13 protein-coding genes are annotated in these 18800 nt (G+C 66.9%); 5 read left to right on the top strand and 8 right to left on the bottom strand.

Annotated elements, in window-relative coordinates; translation table 11 throughout:
* Together JSV65_03360 and JSV65_03355 are read right to left on the bottom strand one after the other, a co-directional pair.
* The coding region (locus tag JSV65_03360) for a hypothetical protein (GenBank protein ID UCH35401.1) at nucleotides 1-722 on the bottom strand (722 nt) is incomplete at its 3' end.
* 218 nt (nucleotides 723-940) lie between these two features.
* Nucleotides 941-2089 carry a Gfo/Idh/MocA family oxidoreductase gene (locus tag JSV65_03355; protein ID UCH35400.1) on the bottom strand — a complete coding sequence of 383 codons (1149 nt, stop codon included), beginning with the start codon at nucleotides 2087-2089 and terminating at the stop codon, nucleotides 941-943.
* Between the two features lie 405 nt (nucleotides 2090-2494).
* On the opposite strand from JSV65_03355, the gene JSV65_03350 reads away from it, so the two are divergent.
* Nucleotides 2495-3598, top strand: a complete 1104-nt coding sequence (locus JSV65_03350; protein ID UCH35399.1) for a hypothetical protein — start codon at nucleotides 2495-2497, stop codon at nucleotides 3596-3598.
* Nucleotides 3599-3766: 168 nt separating this feature from the next.
* Here JSV65_03350 and JSV65_03345 read toward each other — a convergent pair whose 3' ends face one another.
* The 3 genes from JSV65_03345 to JSV65_03335 all read right to left on the bottom strand — a co-directional run bounded on the left by JSV65_03345 (nucleotide 3767) and on the right by JSV65_03335 (nucleotide 6996).
* The gene (locus JSV65_03345) at nucleotides 3767-5035 is read right to left on the bottom strand and encodes a SpoIID/LytB domain-containing protein (protein ID UCH35398.1); all 1269 of its coding nucleotides are present in this window, start codon (nucleotides 5033-5035) and stop codon (nucleotides 3767-3769) included.
* A gap of 467 nt (nucleotides 5036-5502) precedes the next feature.
* Nucleotides 5503-5727, bottom strand: a complete 225-nt coding sequence (locus JSV65_03340; protein UCH36688.1) for a cupin domain-containing protein — start codon at nucleotides 5725-5727, stop codon at nucleotides 5503-5505.
* Between the two features lie 162 nt (nucleotides 5728-5889).
* Complete coding sequence (locus tag JSV65_03335) at nucleotides 5890-6996, bottom strand: Gfo/Idh/MocA family oxidoreductase (protein ID UCH35397.1); 1107 nt, start codon at nucleotides 6994-6996, stop codon at nucleotides 5890-5892.
* 177 nt (nucleotides 6997-7173) lie between these two features.
* Here JSV65_03335 and JSV65_03330 point away from each other — a divergent pair, with 177 nt between their 5' ends.
* Together JSV65_03330 and JSV65_03325 are read left to right on the top strand one after the other, a co-directional pair.
* The gene (locus JSV65_03330; protein ID UCH35396.1) at nucleotides 7174-8931 is read left to right on the top strand and encodes an ankyrin repeat domain-containing protein; all 1758 of its coding nucleotides are present in this window, start codon (nucleotides 7174-7176) and stop codon (nucleotides 8929-8931) included.
* Between the two features lie 15 nt (nucleotides 8932-8946).
* Nucleotides 8947-9633, top strand: coding sequence for a hypothetical protein (locus JSV65_03325; protein UCH35395.1), 687 nt, complete (start codon nucleotides 8947-8949; stop codon nucleotides 9631-9633).
* A gap of 31 nt (nucleotides 9634-9664) precedes the next feature.
* On the opposite strand, the gene JSV65_03320 is transcribed toward JSV65_03325, so the two are convergent.
* The 3 genes from JSV65_03320 to JSV65_03310 all read right to left on the bottom strand — a co-directional run bounded on the left by JSV65_03320 (nucleotide 9665) and on the right by JSV65_03310 (nucleotide 13466).
* Nucleotides 9665-10711, bottom strand: coding sequence for a zinc-binding dehydrogenase (locus JSV65_03320; GenBank protein ID UCH35394.1), 1047 nt, complete (start codon nucleotides 10709-10711; stop codon nucleotides 9665-9667).
* Nucleotides 10712-10803: 92 nt separating this feature from the next.
* Complete coding sequence (locus tag JSV65_03315) at nucleotides 10804-11793, bottom strand: aldo/keto reductase (protein UCH35393.1); 990 nt, start codon at nucleotides 11791-11793, stop codon at nucleotides 10804-10806.
* A gap of 38 nt (nucleotides 11794-11831) precedes the next feature.
* Entirely contained in the window at nucleotides 11832-13466 is a 1635-nt protein-coding gene (locus JSV65_03310) for a hypothetical protein (protein UCH35392.1), read from the bottom strand.
* A gap of 467 nt (nucleotides 13467-13933) precedes the next feature.
* Here JSV65_03310 and JSV65_03305 point away from each other — a divergent pair, with 467 nt between their 5' ends.
* Both JSV65_03305 and JSV65_03300 read left to right on the top strand, forming a co-directional pair.
* Nucleotides 13934-16303 carry a hypothetical protein gene (locus JSV65_03305; protein ID UCH35391.1) on the top strand — a complete coding sequence of 790 codons (2370 nt, stop codon included), beginning with the start codon at nucleotides 13934-13936 and terminating at the stop codon, nucleotides 16301-16303.
* Nucleotides 16304-16306: 3 nt separating this feature from the next.
* The gene (locus JSV65_03300) at nucleotides 16307-18772 is read left to right on the top strand and encodes a hypothetical protein (GenBank protein ID UCH35390.1); all 2466 of its coding nucleotides are present in this window, start codon (nucleotides 16307-16309) and stop codon (nucleotides 18770-18772) included.
* Nucleotides 18773-18800: the final 28 nt, after the last annotated feature.

Below are 18800 nucleotides of genomic sequence, written 5' to 3'. Positions count from 1 at the left end.
CCCATCGCGCCCTTGATGGTCGAGTCGAGGTAGCCAATCCAGTCCGCCGAAACGCCGCCGCCGAACGTCGTCCCGTGGCAGGCGAAGTTGACGATACAGCCCAGCAGGTCCCCGCGCGAGCCCCAGGCAGCGATGACGCCGACCTCCGGATCTATCGGCCCCGCAGGTTCGACGATATCCGGATTGCCTTTGCCGGGGTGGGTATAGCTGCGGCCGTTCTTCATCCGGAAGCGACGGTTGAACGTCGTCTTGCCCTCGCATCCCGAGCCGACCGCGAGCCGCGCGTCTTCCTTCCGCCGGTCGGCCTCGCAGATCGCCGTGCAGATCTGCGCGATGACCCAGTCACGATACTCCGGGTCGGTGACGGTGGAGTGATTGAGCACGAGGTCTCTGACCAACTCCGGAGCGCCCTCGACATCACGCGCGAGCAGCCCGAAGAAAGGCCCGCCGGCGTGGGTGTGCGATGCGGCGATCAGAACATGATCGCCCTTGATGCCGCAATGCTCTTGAACCGCCTGACGCGCCTCGGCCACGGCCTGTGCTGACTGAATGACGCACGTGTCAACGCCGACCAGAGCGACCCGCTCGCTGCCGTCATCAATGACCGCGGCGCGCACCTTCAAGGGGTCGTGTATCCGGCTGATGTAGACCTTGCCGTAGCCTCCCGGCTGTTCCATCCCCACCGCCGGCGTGATATCGGCCTCGTAGAACCCCGCTTTCACGTGTCCTCAACCTCCATTGCTCGTCGTCCGCTCAGATCTCTCGCGCGATTCCGCGGCGTCGCGTACCGGATACGCCTCTCCCTCGCAGAGAGAGGCCGGGTGAGCGTGTCAGCCCGCGATTGGAAACGAGCGCGATGCTTGCAGCGCTGCGAAACCTCGCGACCCTCGCCTCAATCCTCACCCTGGCAGGGGGAGGAGGTACCAACCGCGCGCCCACATCACCCCGGCGCATCCCCCCAGTCCGGCACCTTCATCAGCTCGCCGCCGCGCAGCGCTGACTGATGCGCGATCACCCCGGGCGCGAGGTACCGCGCTGCCTCCCACGCGTTGACCGCAGGCGTGCGATTGTGCGCCACGGCGTCAACGAATTCGTGCACGAGATACGCGTGCGACCCGCCGTGGCCGCCGTACTCCGTCTCCCCCTTCTCGTCCCGGAACGCCGCCGCCACCTCCGGCGGCAGCGGGTCGCGCATCTCCTCGGTCGCCAGGAACGTTTCCGGCAATTCATCGCGCGTGATCCACCGGCATTGGCCGAAGCTGTCAATGAACGATGCCTTCGTGCCGAAAACGCTGAATCCTTCGTGGCCCCAGGCCCCGACCCATCGGTATTCCTTGATCGTGGCGGTCGCGCCGTTGCTCATCCGCATCAGCGCGATCTCGTTACCCATCACATTGCCGCTTTCCGTGTCCGCGCGGTGCCAGTCGTCCGCGGGATCCTCGCGGCCGAATGCGCACAGCTCGGTGACGTGGGCGCGCGTGACCGAGATGAAGCCGCCCGTGGAATGGGTGGGGTAATGCATCGGGATGCCGCCGGCCTTCGCGGGGCGCCAATCGGCGCCCCAGCGACTGCGGGCGACGTCGCGCAGATTGCACGCGGGCCAGTCCACGTCGTGAATGTACTGGCCCTCGGCATGGACGAAGTTGCCGAAATCCCCGGCCTGTGCGCGCCGTCGGCAGTACATCGCCTCCGGGCGGTAATACGACGTCTCACCCAGCATGTAGTGCATGCCGGTGCGCTTGCACGTCTCGATGACGCGGTCGCACCACTCCAACATGTCGTCGCCGTCGCTCGAGTAGGCGAGCGGCACCGCGCTGTACGCGTGCTTGCCCGACTCCAGCGCTTGGATCACCTGCGGCGCGTGGAGCCACGGCTGCGTGATGATGACCAGCGCCTGAATGTCGATCCTGCAAATGTCGTCGAGACTCGCGTAGGTTTCGGCGATTTCGAATTCCCGCGCGACGGCCGACAAGCGATCCGATCGGATGTCGCAAACGGCGATGCGATCAACGAGCGGGTGACGCTTGAAGAGCCCAACGAACCCACGCCCGAACGCGCCAACGCCGACAATGCCTACACTGATGCCCATGCGCACTACCTCTGGCAAGACTGATGCGTTCTGAATCAGGCAGGGAAGGCGCCGCCGCCCGGCCGACGCTGCGACGCGCACCCGCCCCTGGGACAGAGTACTTCGACGCGTCGGGGCCGCGGCCATTCCTGCCAACAAGGGGAATGATGATACGGGGCGCGCGCCGACGCGCCGGACGGGCGGGCGCTCGCGCCTACGGCCGGGCCATCCGAGGGAAGCGGTTTCAGGTCGTGCGCGGCACGGCCATTCCGCCGGTTGAATCGCAGGACGCAAGAGGGGGGAGACCCTGGCATCGAGAACTAGAGCCGAGCGGGAGCACCGAGGCGAGTGCGCCCCCGCGCGCGGCGACCCCACGAAGCGGACAACTCCCACCACGATTGTGCCTACGGGGGTCACGGGACGCACATGGAACTCAAACCTGACTGGGAAGAGGCAGCCGAGCGGCTGGCGGCTTGGTGGCGCGGTGAGATAGTGAATCGGGTTGCACTGCAGGTGACCGCGCCTCGGGAACAGCCGCTTGCAGTGGACGCCCCCGCCGTCGCGGCGCCGGACGACCTCGCCGAACGCTGGCTCGATCCCAATCACCGCATCGCCGCCACCGAGCAGCGCTTCACGTCAACCTGGTATGGCGGCGAGGCCTTCCCCTATTTCGATCCACACCTCGGCCCCGGCAGCCTGGCGCTGTACCTAGGTTCCGAGCCGTCGTTCGCCGAGGACACGGTGTGGTATCAGCCGTGTATTGAAGACCTCGACGCGGCGCCGGAGCTGCACTTCGACCCGGGCAATCGCTGGTGGCAGGCGACGATGAATCTCGTCGCAGAAGGCGTACAGCGCGGGCGAGACCGCTACCTGACCGCGATCCCCGATCTGATAGAGAACCTCGATACCCTCGCCAGCTTGCGCGGGACGCAGAGCCTTCTCCACGACCTGTCCGATCGACCGCGGCAGATACACGAGCTGCAGCGGCAAGTGCTCGAACTCTACTTCCGGTGCTTTGACGATCTCTGGGCCATCGCGTCGGACGACGGCGGCGGCTGCTGCTTCTCCGCGTTTCAGGTCTGGGCGCCGGGCAAGATGGCAAAGCTCCAGTGCGACTTCTCCGCAATGATCTCGCCCGCGATGTTCGAGGAATTCGTGGTGCCGTACCTGTCCGAGCAGTGCGAGCGGCTCGACTACAGTGTGTACCATCTCGACGGCGTGGACGCCGTGAAGCACCTCGATCTCATCCTCTCCATTCCCAAGCTCACCGCGCTCCAGTGGACCCCCGGCGCGAATCAACCGGGCGCCGGCGACCCCGTGTGGCTCGACATGTACCGGCAGGCGCGCGAGGCGGGGAAGCCGTTGCTCCTCATCGGTGTCGGCAAGGACGAGGCGCAGCAGCTCGTCAAGGAGCTGGGGCCGGAAGGGCTGCTCATCAGTACCTCCGCGTCGTCACAGGAGGAAGGCGAAGCGCTTCTCAAAGAGGCCGAGAAGTGGAAGGTGAAGCGCCGCCGGCGCACGAGCAAGTGACAGGCGCATGGACGGAAGCATCGGCCGCAGCGACGAGTCGCCCGGCGCGCCGCCCCTTGGTTCACTACGCCTACTGCAGCTTGCCCCGGCCGACGTGACAGGCGATCGCCGAATCCGGCAAGTAGCCGCGGCGTCACGGCGCTGTGCGGGTGAGGCCGACCGCGCCGGTCAGTACGGTATCTCGAATGCGCGGCAGAGGAAGACCGCCATCTGGTCGCGCCGGCAGTTGTTGGCCGGGCAGTAGAGCGGAGGCGGGCCCGCAGCACACCCGGCGGTCGGTGGCGTAGTCCACGAACCGGGGTCAGCCAGACGCTCGATCCAGCCGTAGAATATGTACGTGCCATCGGCGTCGAGGCCGCCCGTGCCGCCGCCGTCCCACTGGCCGTTTTCACCCCGCAGCGCGTCGCCGAAAGTGGCCGTTCCGAGATCCAGCCAGGTCTTGCCGTGCGCCCGGCTGAGGAATGCCGCCATCTGGCCGCGCGTACACGATGACCCCGGGCAGTACACCCCCGCCCCGCAGCCCACCGTCGGCGCGGTGCCGCCCCATGATTCCGGATGAGCCAACCGTTCGATCCAGCCGTAGAACACGTGCGTGCCATCGGCATCGAGGCCGCCGCTGCCACCGCCGTCCCACTGACCGTTCTCGCCGCGCGCCACATCCGCAAACGTAGCCGTCCCCGGATCGAGCCAGGACTTCCCGGCGGCGCGGCAGATGAACGCGGCCATCTGTCCGCGCGTGACGCTGCCTGCCGGACAGTACAGCGGCGGCACCGCACTGCACCCCCCGGTGATTCCCTCGCGGTAGATGGCCTCAATCGCGTCGTGCGCCCAGTACCCAACGGGCACGTCGTCGAACGTCGTAAAGTCCACGATCGCAACGCCGGTGTAGTAGTGCTGCAGAATCTCGGTGTAATCGTATCCGGCGGCGCCCATCGCCCATGCCCCCCACTGGCACATGCCGACGCCGTGGCCGCCCATGAAGTCATAGCCGCAGCCGCACGGCACACCGCGGCAGTATGCCAGGTACTCGCCCCACACATCCTCGCTGTTCCGCGTGGTGCCGTCGCAGTGACTGAAGTGGTAGCCCGCGATCACACAGCCGTCGTGAGTCGCCGCGACTCCGGAGGTCGCATCCACCGCCGCGTCGGTCCGCGGATCCCGCGCAGGGGACCACACCTGACAATGCGTCGTCGTGCATACGTTGGCCCCGACATCGTCGTGGCGCCAGGACGTGGCTGCGTAGCACCTCATCGCGACCGCACCGGCTTTCAGCGCCTCCGTCGGCCAGGACGCGTATAGCTCGCTCGGCAGCACGCCCTTCGTGTACTCCTCGAGGCTCATCTCCTGAACCGTACCGCCCGGCATCAGCACGCGGATCGTTGCGGGCAGCCCGGTTATGCTCAACTCGTAGCCCGAGGCGTTCGCGGCCAACGACATCCATAACGCGGAAGACGCGGGTGGCGCCGGCACCAAGAGGCGAGCGGCGTCGCATCCTCCTCGCGCGGCGTCAACGGCCAGTGTTGTCGGATCGGCCCCGTGAAGAGCGGAGCACGGCGCTGCGAGAACGACATGGAGCGCCAGCAGCAAGCACAAGCTGGACATACGGAAGTTACAGGGCGGGAAACGGCGCACGCGCGTCGTGAGGGAACAGCAAGACGCGCGCGGTGAGCGTCTCCGGCTCACGCTCACTCGCGGGCCGCCGGCGCTGGTCCCTTGACCGCGTTGCGTGCGATTCGCCGAATCGCGGAATCGGAGTATGGGAGCGCCATCAATCATCCGCGGACTCGCCGCGGCGGATACTATCATGCTCGCACCATGCTGTCAAACATCACACGGCGCGCCGGCCCGGGCGCGCTGACGACCCTTCTGATCCGCATTCGCCGCCGCTTGCCTGCGCGCGATCACTACAGTTCCCGCTGGAATTGCCGCTCGCCGGTGTTATACGCGACGATCATGTCGGCGTCTTCGCTGCCGACATTCACGGCCTGATGCGCTACACCCGCGGGAACAACCAGCGTGTCGCCGGCATTCATCATAACCATCTCGTCGCCCACCGAATGCTCCAATGTGCCGCGAAGCAGATGAAGGGCCTCGTCACAGTTCGGATGGCTGTGCCGCGGATTGCTCATGCCCGGCTTGATGACCACGCGACCGAGCGTCAGCCCGCCCGTGTCGGTCAGCTCCCCGCTCGCCAGCCAGCGGAGATTGCCCCAGCTCTCGTCAACGCGATCGGCCTCAGCTTCGACCTGCCTCACCACGGCGAACTTCACGCGCTTCTCCTTGATCTCCACTCAGCCCGAAGTCAGCGAGACGGTGCGGCGGGGCCCTTCCGCGAAGGCCTCGAAAATGCGCGTCACTTGCCGCGCGTGCTCCAAAGTTGCCTTCTCCGGCGCTCTATTCTCAATAATGGCGCGGGCGAACTCGGTGACCTCCCCATAGTACCCTTGCAGGAACAGCCCTTTGCTGTACAGTTGACCGAGTGAGAACTCCGGCTCCCACACCGCGCTCGTCCGCTCCGGCGCTCCGGCGAAGAACGTTGGCACGTCGCCGTAGCCGCTCACCGGGTTGCGGTGGTAGGTCACTCGGATATTATTATCAACGACGATGTGCCTCCCCGCATCGGAAACGACGGTCGTCCGCTCCATGCCGCCGCTCACCGCGGCGCCGTGGGTAGAGGCCAGCGAGGCCACGACGCCGGAAGCGAACGAGAACGTGACGACCCCGGCGCGTGCCGCGCTGCACTCGTAGTACAGTGTCTCGGGCATCCCCAGTAAGTACACGAGCAGTGACGCCGGGTGACAGAGATGGTCGAGGAAACCAACGACCGCCGCGACGCGCTCTCCGCCTCTAAGGTATCGCGCGAACTCCTCGGGCGTCGGAATGGCTTGCGGGTACTGCAGCGTTACCAAGGAGACGCGGCCGAAGTCCGCTCCCTCCGATAGTGCCTTGGCGTGTTCGTTGGCGGGGGCGAACATCTTCTTGAGGCCGACCATGACGTGCTTGCCGGCCGCGGCGGCCGCCTCAGACATCGTTTCGATCTCCGCGCATGTTGCCGCGGGCGGCTTCTCGATCCACACGTGGCGCCCGGCGCTAAGGCAGTCCGTAGCGATCCGCGGATACAGGGGGCGCCCCGCGTCATCGTAGCCCACCACGATAAAGACTGCGTCCAGTTCCTCCCGCTCGAGCATCTCGCGATAGTCGGAATACGCGCTGCGCGCGCCGAACTTCGCCGCGAATGCCCGCGCTTTCTCGAGGTCGAGGTCACAGGTTGCGGCCAGGTGCACCGGCGCAAACTGGAACGTGGGATAGATGTTGCGGAAGGAATGCGAGCCGCACCCGATGAACCCGGCCCGAATCTCATCTGCGTCCGACAACCGCCCGTGGAAATCAATGCGCACGTGCTTTGTCCCTGCTCGCCTGAGCCAGTGCAGGGTTCTGCTCCGTGAGCCCCGGCCCCTGCAGATGAGCCGGCCCGCCCGGTGGGGCTGGGGCATGACCGACGTGAGGACGGGGAGCGGCGTGCGCGCCGGTGCGGAGCGATGCGCGTGGAGATGCGAGGATGCGCACGGGGCGCGTTGAAGATACGTTTCGACGGGGTGTTCACGATGCGCAGAGGGCTCCACGCAGCCGCGTCGTGCGCGATCATCCTCGCGCTCGGCGTGGGCGGTTGTGCGAGGCACGCGGGAAGGGTGGGCCGGGCGGGAAGCACCGAGCCGATTCACCGCGCGGCACAGGCGGGCGATGTCAGCGCAGTCCGAAACGTTCTCAGGGCCGACGCCGATTCCGTCAATGCCATCGACGAATCCGGACAGACTGCGCTCCACTTCGCCGCTCGCCGCGGTGATACGCCAATGGCAACGCTGCTCCTCGATGCGGGCGCGGATGTTCGCGCTCCCGACAAGTCCCGCGACACTCCCCTGCATCAGGCAGCGGCGGAGGGCCACGCCGAGGTTGTGAGGCTGCTCCTCGCACGGCAGGCCGGCGTCAACGCGAGAAACATAGACAACGCGACGCCGTTGCATGCCGCGTCCCAAGCGGGTCGGACGGAAGTCTTGCGCCTGTTGCTGACCGCGGGCGCGCACGTCAACGCAAAGGACCGCCGCGGTCGCACGCCGCTGGCCTTGGCGATGGCCCCACAGGCCATTCAGCCGGAAGCTGCGCGGCTCTTGCTGACGCACGGCGCTGACGTCGAGGTGGCTGGCGTACGTGGCTATCCGCTGTTATGCGGCGCCGCCAAGTCGGGGGACGAAGGTCTCGTCAGGCTTCTGTTGGCCAAAGGCGCCGATGTCAACGCGAGGACGAAAGACGAGCGGCGGACGCCCCTGCACGTCGCGGCCGCGGAGGGCCGCGTGGCGGCCGCAGCGGTGCTGATCGCCAAAGGCGGCGACGTTGAAGCCAGATCACGCGGAGACTCGACGCCGCTTCACGCCGCGGCGCGCGGGGGCTGCGTCGACGTTGTGAAGTTGCTGTTATCCGCAGGAGTAGATGTGAATGCGAGACGAGACGACGGCTCGACGCCGCTCCACTGGGCGCTGGCAGGCGGAGACTACTCGGAGGCCGCGGAGAGAGAGTCGCGCGTCGCTCTCGTAAGACTTCTGGTGAGCAACGGAGCGAACGTCGAGGCCAAGGATGATGCAGGGAATACGCCGTTGCACGTTGCGGCTCACCGCCGCGACCCTGAATCGGTCAGGGCGCTGCTCGTCGGGGGCTCCGATGTCAACAGCAGAGACGCGGACGGTTCGACGCCGCTGCATAATGCGGCCATCGCGGGAGACGTGCGCACCGTACGGCTCCTTCTTGCACGCGGGGCGGCCGTCACCGCGGTAGGACGCAACAGGTCCACACCGCTACACTGGGCGGCTGCTGGCGGCCGCGCCGATGTTGTGGGTCTTCTCATTTCCAGCGGAGCGGACGTAAACGCCAGAGGAGAGGACAGCTCGACGCCACTTCATGAGGCCGCCCGCCAGGGCCAAGCCGAGGCGGCTCGCGTGCTGATTGCAAACGGGGCTGACGTCAACGCGAGACGCGAAGGCCACGGCGGGGAAACGCCCGTGCGCTTCGCTGTCACCGAACTCGCGCGGCAGCAGCGCTGGCTCATCGACCGCGCTCCAAAGATCGACCCTCGGCACGGCACGGCAGCGGTGCGGTACGCTGAAGCGCGGAGGGATAGACACCTGGAGACGGCGCGGCTTTTGCTGGCCAAAGGCGCTGATATGAAAGCGCGTGACGACCAGGGGCGCACGCCTCTGGACATCGCGTCCGAGGCGGGAGTGACCGACCTGCTTCGGGTGCACACGGGTCGAAAACTACGTCCCGATGCTCGCGCGCCATAAGCCGGGGAGGTCTCTTTGCTCTTGGCTACGGCGAGCGTCGCTGCGATGGCTGCCTACTCCGGCGGCCCTGGCCCAAAGGAGGACATTGTGCCCGGCAAACGTCCTGCGCGCCGCGCCGATGGCAGGCCCGGCCCGCCCAAAGGTTACCCGCGAGACCAAGAGTCGTACGCCGACCCCGAAAACTGGAAGTATCCCGTTCACACGCCGATCCACGCCCGCCGGGCGCGCCAGTACTTCGACCGGCCGCGCAATCGCGCCAAGTACACGCGCGCAGAGCAGGAGTTCGTTGACGCGCGCATCAACGCGGCGCTGCAGCGTTTCGGCCTGGCTGCCGATTTCGGCATGCCTGAGGAGCGACTGCCCGCACTTTCTCCCGACCGCGCATCAGGCATGAGCCGCGATGACCTGCTGGCCTATGCCGCCGGTCGCAGCCGCCTGACGCGCGCGAAGAAGGAGACTCCGGCGGCGACGTTCGAGGAGGACGGCCCCGAGCGCTGGTGCGGCACAGTCGGCAACTACGCCTTTGCCGTTGATGCATCAAAACGCCGCATTGCGCACGACTGTCCGGACTTTCGCCGCCAGGCGACGCGCGGCGCGCTGTGCAAGCATGTCTGCCGCGCGTTCCTGGATATGCCCGAGGCGCGGGCTGCCGACCTGCTCCGCCAACTCCTCACCGAGGAATGGGACCTGGCCGCCGAATAGGCGCTGACGGCGTGCCTTCGGCTCGCTTGCCCTACGCGCCAGCCGCTGCCGTCCGTAGTTCGATCCAGAGTAGCACCTTGAATGCCTCCCTGCTCTCAAGGAGGCGGAATCCCTCCCTGACCTCCGCCATCGGCACCTCGTGGCTGACGAACTCGCGCGCGGGGATGACGCCGCCCGCGACCCAATCGAATATCCCCTTCGCCGCCGCGCCTTCGTTGGGCCCTGCGCTGCTGATGGAATCCCCGCTGCGCAGCGGAGATCCAACCTCGCACGCATCCGGCACGCCGTACAGCGCGACTTTCCCCTCGGGCGCGAGAGAAGACAGCGCGTCGGGCAGCACGGCGTCGGTGCCGATAGCCTCGATCGCCCAATCCGCGCCGCGGCCGTTCGTCAACTCGCGCACAACCTCGGGCACGTTCTTAATCGTGTTGTTGATGACGTGCGTAGCGCGACCGAACGTCTTCGCACGTTCGATTGCCGCGTCGCGCCGGCCAATAACGATGACCGGATTCAGGCCGATCTGCCGCGCCAGCATCGAGAACGAAAGCCCGACCGGCCCGGTGCCGAAGACGACGATGGACTCGCCGGGCTTGACGCCCATGTTGCGCAACAGGGAGAGCGTCTCGCGCAGAGTGACCATCTGCGTCAGCGCGACCGGGTCGGCGTCAGGCGGCGCGGCAATCTGGTCGGGCGCTCGGCCGGGCTTGGCCTCCGCTGCGCCGTCCTCGACCATCGCACGCATGTCGGTGACGACACCGTACTCAGCGAACGCCCCCCACGATTCGAATAGCCCGGACTCCGGCGGCGGGTTGGCGCGCGGGCGCGACACCAGGTCGCCGACGCGGAAGCTGCGGACCTTCTCGCCGACCTCGATGACGCGCCCCACGCCCTCGTGGCCGAGGATTGTCGGATAGTCGTGCACGAAGTGGAGTGTCCGGTGGAAGATCTTGAGGTCGGTGGCGTTGCAGATGCTGGCGCACACGTTCTTCGTCAGCGCCTCGTACGGGCCGATGTCGCGCGGCTTCGGCACGTCGCGTACGGTGACGCGATTCGCATCCTCAACGACGACCGCTTTCATTGACTCAACTCCGCTCGCGCGCATTGCTCATGCGGGCACGCATCGCCCGCCGGATGTACGCCCTTCACGCGTAGTACAATAACCGCGGCTCGCTATCTCGCCCGGCCGGGGCCGTGGTGCTCCCGCCCAAACGGCAGCCCGAACGGCTCCTCGAACGGGCGAAACGGCACCATCGCCGCGATCTCGTCGAGACGCTTCAGGACCTCTGGCGGCAGCGGTCCCTTCTCGACCGCGGCGACGTTCTGCTCGACCTCTTCGACTGAGCGGGCTCCCATCAGCACCGTCGCCACGTCGGGATGCGACAGACAGAACCGCAGCGCGACTTCGGCGAGCGGCAAGCCCAGCTCGTCGAGAAACGCGTACAGCGCCCTGTACTGCGCGCGGCGCGGGGGGCTCAGCCACGGCGCGCCGTGGCTCACCTCGTCGTCATACCGCCGCGCGAGCGCGCCCTGTTGCAGCGGCGAGCCGATTATCAGCCCCATGTCTTGCTTCTTTGCTTCGGGGAGCACCGCGATTGCCGCCTCGCGCCACAACAGGCTGTAGTTAAACGCGGTCAAAACGACGTCGTAGAACCCCGTCGCCATGATGCGCGGCAATTCGTACGCCGTCGTCCCGCCGAGGCCGGTGAAGCGGATGATGCCCTCGCCCTTGAGTTCCTGCAGCACTTCGATGACCGGCCCGTGGAACGAGTCATAGTCGGTCCACCAGTCATACTGTCCGGGCCGGTCGGGCTCGTGGACCATCAGGATGTCAACGGAGTCGCGCCGCAGCAGGCGCAGGCTGGTTGCGAACGACTCGCGAAGCGCTGCCTTGTCCTTGGCGTCGAACGGTTCCGGCCGTCCGCCGAGCTTGGTCGAGATGATGTACGAATGCTCGACACCGTCGAGCGCGGCGCCGAGCACCTCCTCGCTGTCGGCATACGTCGGCGCCGTGTCAATGTAGTTGACGCCGAGTTCGAGCGCGCGGCGAATCGCTCGCACGGACTCTTCCTGCGGCTTGCCGCCGACTCGCGAGATGAATAACCCGCCGAGGCCGAGTTCGCTGACCTGCAATCCCGTGCGACCGAGAACCCGCGTCTTCATCTCTGCTGCATCCTTCCTCTGAGAACGCCGTGGCTGGCTCACACCAACCGAAAGCCGTAGAGGTCCGCGTCAACCATCCGGACTAGCAGGCAAACCGCCTGCCCCCGAAGCGATTGCAGCGCCGCTCCATCCCGAAACCGCACCTCGTGCTCAACCGAATTCCCCCGCACCGGCACGCAGTCGTCGAACCCAAGACCGCAGAGCAGCCGTTGCTCCAGCAGATGCGGCGCAAACGACGGCGTCGTATCCTCGAACGTCGACACGGGTCCAGCCGCCGCGATGCCGACGCGCACCTCGCCGCGGCTCGCGTCAACGTTGAGCCGAAGTGAATCACCGGTGATCGTGATGGGCTTCGTGATAAGCACCTCTGGATGGTTGCGCGCGGTCAGGCTCACGTAGCGATTGCGCTTCTGGATGTACAGCGCGATCTGGTGCTGCGGCAAGCGACCGCGATAGTAGGGCGTCTGCTCGACGTCGTTGCGAATGCCCAGGTGGTCGCCGTCGATCACCTCGACGTAGAACCAGTCCTCGTCGCCGACGCGTACCGGCGGCAGCGCGCCGATCACCAGCCGGTCGTAGCTGTCCTGCTCGCCGCCGTGTGGAATCCACGGCTCGCGGCTGACCGTACGGTCCCACGTCATGCCGCCGTCGCGGCTGAGGGTGATGCGCATTTCGCAGGTTCCCTTGCGGCACCACGGCCAGATGTGCGGATGTCCAGGCGACGGCTCCAGATTTGGCCCGCCGTCGGGATGCGTCCGATCCGAGTGAAACCAGCTCAGCAGCCCGAATACGACGCGCTCCGCGCAGAACGGCGTCAGCGACATCGGCTCGTCGTAGTCGTCCTGTCCGTGTGGATCGGCGGCATCCGGATACAGCACCGCCCGCGATGTCCAGCTAATCAGGTCGGGAGACGACATGCGCGCGATCTCGCGCGACGGCAGCCAGTGGCCGATCACGCCTTGCTCCATGGCCACCCATTCCTCGTGTACGTCGTCCCAGAAATGGAGCAGGTGCCGCCGTGGGTCGAAGCAGCCCCCGGAATCGAGCAGCTTCTTGCCCCACTCGCGCTCGTTCACGAAATCGGGAAGCTCGGAGGCGAAGTACCCGCGCGGCGATAGGGTCCAGGCGGCGCCGACGCCGGCCGGCTGCGTCGGATCGGGCGCCAGGCGCAGCGCATATCGTTTGTGCAGGTCGCTGACGTTCCCAAACCGGCCGAGGTCCGCGACCACCACGAACGGCACGCCGAGGTTATTCTCGCGGGCGACGCCCTGGGGCGAGGGGAAGGGCGCGTACTTGTCCCGGTCAACCGCGGCGGGCGCCTCAGCCAGGCCCAGCTCCGGCTTGTGCCAGTGAACTCCGTCGTCACTTTCGGCATAGGCGACGCCGTGGAAGATGTGATGCGCGCGGTCGCGCCTGAAGTTATCCGGCAGGGTGTCGGCGCCGTCAATGTCCCACCACATCGCCGTGTAGTAGGCGAAGAACGAGCCGTCGCCCCGGCGATCCACGAGCAGCGGCGCGACCCCGGCGGTCTCCCACGGTCGGTCGGCGGGAATGACGACACCCGTCGCCCGCGGGTGGTGTATGATGCGGTCGAATCCTGTCGTCCGCGCCAGGACGTCATCGTCCAGGAAGAGCTGCCAGTGATCGGCCGCATCGGCATGATTGGACATCATCGCTGCCTCCGCAACGGCGGACGTGTCGCAGGTCTTGGGCTCGGCGCCGCTGCCTCGTGGGCGACGGCGGCGGCGCGCGGCCCGCTCCTGGCGCATAATACGGGGGACGCCGCCGAGTCACCTTTCCGCGGGCACGCCATACGCCGCGGCCCGTCCGAGGGGCACTTTGCCGAGAAGTGAGTGGACTTCGTCGTGCGCCCCTCCCCCCAGGGCCGCCTGTGAGGCGCGGTCTCAGAGGACTTGGCCGTTCGGTGACGGAAGTCCGTCGTTACCGTGAGCAACAAAGCGGAGTGGTCATGAGACGAGTTCTGGGTACGTCCGGCATTACCGTTCTGGCAATGCTGTCGGCGAGCGCCATCGCAACGGGTGGTGCGTGTTCGGCAGGTGACCGGCGCGGCGCAGATTCAGCGGCCCGGAGTCTGACTGACGTCGTCGCGGCTCAATCCATCCAGGAGGCATCTACGCCGTTGGGTACGACACCAAGCATTGACTGGGCCGTGCGGGTCATACCGCTGCCGCACGAGATGAGCATAACGGACAGCGCTGTGGTCAGGGCGGACGAGCTCTGCGCGCTCGGGCCTGCGGCCACCTCTCCACCTATCGCGACTGCGCTGGATACTCTGCGATCCTTCGCGCTCGGCCGCGAGGTCCCCCCGTGCCGCATCCGGCTGGCACTGTCGTCACAGAATGATCTCGCGCTGCCCGCCGGGTTGGCCGAACGCCTGCGTGGGCTGCCCAACGCCGACCAGGCGTATGCACTGCTCGGTCGGCGAACCAGCGACGGCGCCGTCGAGATCCTGTTGGTCGCAAACACTCCACAGGGCCTGCTCTTCGCTGCACGGACACTTGAGCAGTTGGTGTCTCCGCCGTCGTGCGTCACGAAGGACACGGAACTCATCTTGCCTCTCGGCGAGATCGTGGACTGGCCTGACATCCCGGAACGCGGCCAGTGGGGGGAAGACCCCGAGGACGATCTCGCATGGATGTCGCGGTGGAAGTTCAACGTCGTGGAGATGGACGTCCACGAGCGACTCGATGAGCGCGGACAGCCGATCATCCGTTTCGACGAGGCGAAGGTCGCGGAGGGCGCGAAGTTGGGCATTAGGGTCGTGCCCTTCCTGGGGCATCTGGAGCATCTCGCTCGCGGCGGGCTCAAGGGGTGGGAAGACTGCTACAGCGTGCCGACCGAAGAGCGGGCCAAACGCAGCGACTTCCATCCCACCTTGTGCATGTCGAAACCGCGGACGCGGGAGTTGATCGCGGGGTGGATCAAGCAGATCGCAGCCGTGCCCGGCGTGCGCGACATCAGCGTGTGGCTCTCCGAGGAGGAGACGCCGTGCTGCTGCGAGCAGTGCCGCGGGCACAACCCGTACTCGCTCGAAGTTGCGGTCGTGCTCGCCGCATTCCGCGAGGCGCAAGCAGAGGTCAACCCCGACGCCCGCCTGCGCATCCTCACCAGCCAGGGAAGTTACGCCTCCAATGATGAGATCGTCGCGGCACTGCCCGCCGACATCGGCTTGACCTATTACCACGGCAGCCGCACTTACGACTCCACCCATGACCCCATGATCTATCCGCTGCTGGAGAAGTATGCGGCATCCGGTCGCTGGCTCGGGGTATACCCTCAGATCACCAACGCCTGGGGCACGGTGCTGCCGTGGACCGGGCCCCAGTTCATCCAGGCGCGCATGGATGAGTTCTATGGCAAGCGGCTCGCCTCGGTGATCCGCTACGCCGTTCCATCCCACCGCTTCCACGAGTTCAACTGCACCGCCGCCGCGGAATGGAGCTGGAACCACGCCGGGCGCACGCCGCGCGAATTCGCGCGCGCGTTCGCCCGTGCCGCCGGGATTGCCGATGTCGAACCTTTCGCCGAGTGGGCCGAGAAGATCGGGCCGGTAGGGTGGGATGTCGCCGCCACCAAGATTTTCCTCTGCTTGATGTACGATCCGAGCATGGGATTGCGCGAGGCCGTGCCGCTGGATCATCGCTTCGAGGGCGGGCCCGAAGTCCTGTCCGAGGAACAGATCGAGCGCGACCTGTCGCAGGCGCGCGACGCGCTCGCCCTTGCCCGTCGCATGAACACGCCCGACGCGGTAGACGAGACGGAAATGGACATCGCCGCGCTCAAGTTCCTGCGCGCGCTGTATCGCTTGTCGCACGTCCCGCTCGACGCGTCGCAGCTATCCGCGGCCGACATCAGAGCGGCCGCCGACAACCTCGACACGCTTGACCGGTCCGCCGCCGTGACCAGCACTCGCCTGCGACGATGGGGCGAGCGCGAAAGCGCGCGCATCGGGGAATCCTTGCCCGGCCGCCTCGCGAACTCGATCCACGTCGTGCCCCGCGCCGCGAGCGTCGTCCGCGGAATGATCGGCGACCGTCTGGGCATAGACGATCCACACCCGGAGTCCCACACTAGAGAGCTGGGCAGCTGGTCCGGCGCTGACTTCGCCGATGGCCCCGAGCGGACGCTGACCTTCGATGCCACGGAACACATCGCGGAGCCCGGCAGATACGCAGTGTGCCTGAGCTTCATCGAGAGTGCCTACGGGACCGACGTGCGGCGCGTTCGTATCGTTGCGCTTGACGGCGAAACTCGCCGCCAGGTGCTCGACACTTCGGACCCCACCGGCGGCGTGTCCATGTGGAGCCGGTACAGCGACATGTCGGTCAGGGTGCCCGAGATTCTGCCGGGATGTCGCTATGTCGTGGAGATTGACGTGCGCGGCATCCCTGCCGATGCGCCGCCGGATCGCAGGACCTGCAGCGGCAGCGCCGGCATTAGGCGCGAGTGGCCGGAGAACGCGGTGGCCGCATCGTTTTTCGCGGAGTGAATCATGCGCAGGATCGCCGTCGTGACCATTGGCGTGGTTGTTCTCTACGCGGCGCGTGTGTGCGCGCACGGCAATCCCGTACAGGAGGAGGCATCCACTGCAATGAGCACGGGCACGAGTGTTGACTGGGCGGTGCGGGTGATACCGCTGCCGCAGGAGATGACCATCACGGGCGGACTCGCGACGACGGCCGTGCGGATTCACGTGGTTCCGCCGGCAGAGAGTCCGCCGCCGGTCGTCACGGCGCTGGAGATCATCAGATCGTTCGCCCTTGGCGGAGAGGACAGCCCGTGTCGGATCCGTCTCGCACTATCTTCGGATGGCGACGCTCGCCTGCCCGACGGACTCGCAGCCCGCTTTAGCGCGCTCCCCAACTCCGACCAGGCCTATGCCATCCTCAGCCGGGAGACGGACGGCGGCGCTGAAATCGTGCTCGCAGCCAACGCGCCGTTGGGCCTGCTCTACGCCGCGCGGACATTACAGCGGTTGATCTCTCCCCCCTCCGAGGTTGCGCCCGATACGCCACTCGCCTTGCCGCTGGGCGAGATCGTGGATTGGCCCGATATCGCGGAGCGCGGCCAGTGGGGCGGCAACGCGGCATCTGACTTCGCGTGGATGGCGCAGCGGAAACTGAACGTCGTGGAACTCCACGCCGGGGCTGGCTGTGACGAGAACGGGCAGCCGACCATCCATTTCGATCGGGCCAAGATCACGGAAGGGGAGGGGCTCGGCGTCAAAGTCGTGCCCATCCTCTCGCATCTGGAGCAGCTCACGCGCGGCGGCCTCAAGGGGTGGGAAGACTGCTACGGCACGCCCAGCGAGGAACGCGCAAAGCGCAGCGACTTCTACCCGGTCCTGTGCATGTCCAAGCCGCGAACGTGGGATCTCATCGCGCAGTGGCTCAAGGGAATCGCGGCCGTTCCCGGCGTGCGGGATATCATGGTCTGGCTCTCCGAGGAAGCTACGCCCTGCTTCTGCGAGGAGTGCGCGGGCAAGGATCCCTACGCCCTGGAGGTGGCCGCCATCGTCGCGGGTTTCCGGCAGGCGCAGGAACAGGTCAACCCTGACGCGCGGTTGCGCATTCTCACCACCCAGGGAAGCTACAGCGTCAATGACAAGATCCTCGAAGCCGCGCCGCGGGATGTCGGCGTTTCGTACTACGACGGCGGGCGCACGTACGACTCATCGCATCACCCCATGATCTACCCGCTGCTCGAGGAATTCGCCCGCTCCGGCCGCTGGCTCGGCGTGTACCCGCAGGTCACCAATGCGTGGCGGACGGTGTTTCCGTGGACCGGACCGCAGTTCGTCCACGCCCGCATGGACGAGTTCGCCACCAAGGGGCTGTCCAACGTCATCTGCTATGCCGTCCCGTCCAATCGCTTCCATGAGTTCAACGTCACCGCCGCCGCGGAGTGGAGCTGGAACCACAATGGACGCTCGCCGCGCGAGTTCGCCCGCGCGTACGCCTGCGCCGTCGGCGTCGCGAACATCGAGGCCTTCGCAGATTGGGCGGACAAGATCGGGCCGGTCGGGTGGGACATCGCCGGCAGCAGGCTGTTTCTGAACCTGATCTACAACCCGGCGCTGGCCGTGGGTCGCGACGTGCCACTCGATCATCGTTTCGAAAGCGGCCCGGAAGTCCTGTCCGAAGAGCAGATACAACGCGACCTGGCCCAGGCGCGAGAGGCGCTCGCCATCGCCCGCCGCCTTGACCTCCCCGATGCGGTGGACGAGACGGAGATTACCATCGCCTCGGTCAAGCTCCTGCGGTCGCTCTACCGGCTGTCGCATTTGCCGGCTGATGCCCAGGCTGTGTCCTCCGATGAAATCCGCGCCGCCGCGGACGCGCTCGACACGCTCGACCAGTGCGCGGCCGTGACCAGCTCGCGCCTGCGACGCTGGGGGGAGCGAGTATGCGCGCGGTCCGGTGGATCCATGCCCGATCGTCTGCTCGATACGCTTCACGTCGCCCCGCGCGCCGCCGCGGTGACGCGCGGGATCATCGGCGCGCAGCTCGGCATCGCCGCCCCGCCATTCGCGTTCGGCTACTGGGAGCTCGGCCAGTGGTCGGCAGAGGATTTCGCCGACGGCCCGCAGCAGACCCTCACCTTCGACGCCACGCCGTACATCACGCAGCCCGGCGAATACGTGGTGTGCTTCGATTTCATTGACAGCGCGTACGGCACGGACGTGAAAAGCGTCGTCGTGGTCGCGGTCGAGGGTGATACGCGGCGCCGGGTGCTGCCGGGCCGGGATCCTACCGGGCGCGTCTCCATGTGGGAGCGATGGCTCGACGTATCGGTCCCGGTGCCCGAGGTCCTGCCGGGGTGTCGCTACGTTGTGGAGATAGCGGCGGTCGGCCTACCCGCCGACGCGCCGCTGGATCGCCGGACCTGTGCGGGCAAAGTCGGCGTCCGGCGCAACCCACCGGAAGACGGCCTGTACGAGTTGTTCTTCACGGACTGATGCGGACGTGTCGTCGTCGCAGGGATCG

Source organism: Armatimonadota bacterium, from assembly GCA_020354555.1.
Lineage (GTDB): Bacteria > Armatimonadota > Hebobacteria.
The sequence above is the reverse complement of the archived record's forward strand: the minus strand, read 5'-3'. Positions and strand labels throughout refer to the sequence as shown.

Coding starts and splice junctions, on each gene's coding strand:
- JSV65_03340 (UCH36688.1), bottom strand. CDS start 5,727: ATGAGCAATCCGCGGCACAGCCATCCGAACTGTGACGAGGCCCTTCAT.
- JSV65_03315 (UCH35393.1), bottom strand. CDS start 11,793: ATGAAGACGCGGGTTCTCGGTCGCACGGGATTGCAGGTCAGCGAACTC.
- JSV65_03300 (UCH35390.1), top strand. CDS start 16,307: ATGCGCAGGATCGCCGTCGTGACCATTGGCGTGGTTGTTCTCTACGCG.
- JSV65_03320 (UCH35394.1), bottom strand. CDS start 10,711: ATGAAAGCGGTCGTCGTTGAGGATGCGAATCGCGTCACCGTACGCGAC.
- JSV65_03310 (UCH35392.1), bottom strand. CDS start 13,466: ATGATGTCCAATCATGCCGATGCGGCCGATCACTGGCAGCTCTTCCTG.
- JSV65_03350 (UCH35399.1), top strand. CDS start 2,495: ATGGAACTCAAACCTGACTGGGAAGAGGCAGCCGAGCGGCTGGCGGCT.
- JSV65_03355 (UCH35400.1), bottom strand. CDS start 2,089: ATGGGCATCAGTGTAGGCATTGTCGGCGTTGGCGCGTTCGGGCGTGGG.
- JSV65_03345 (UCH35398.1), bottom strand. CDS start 5,035: ATGTCGTTGGCCGCGAACGCCTCGGGCTACGAGTTGAGCATAACCGGG.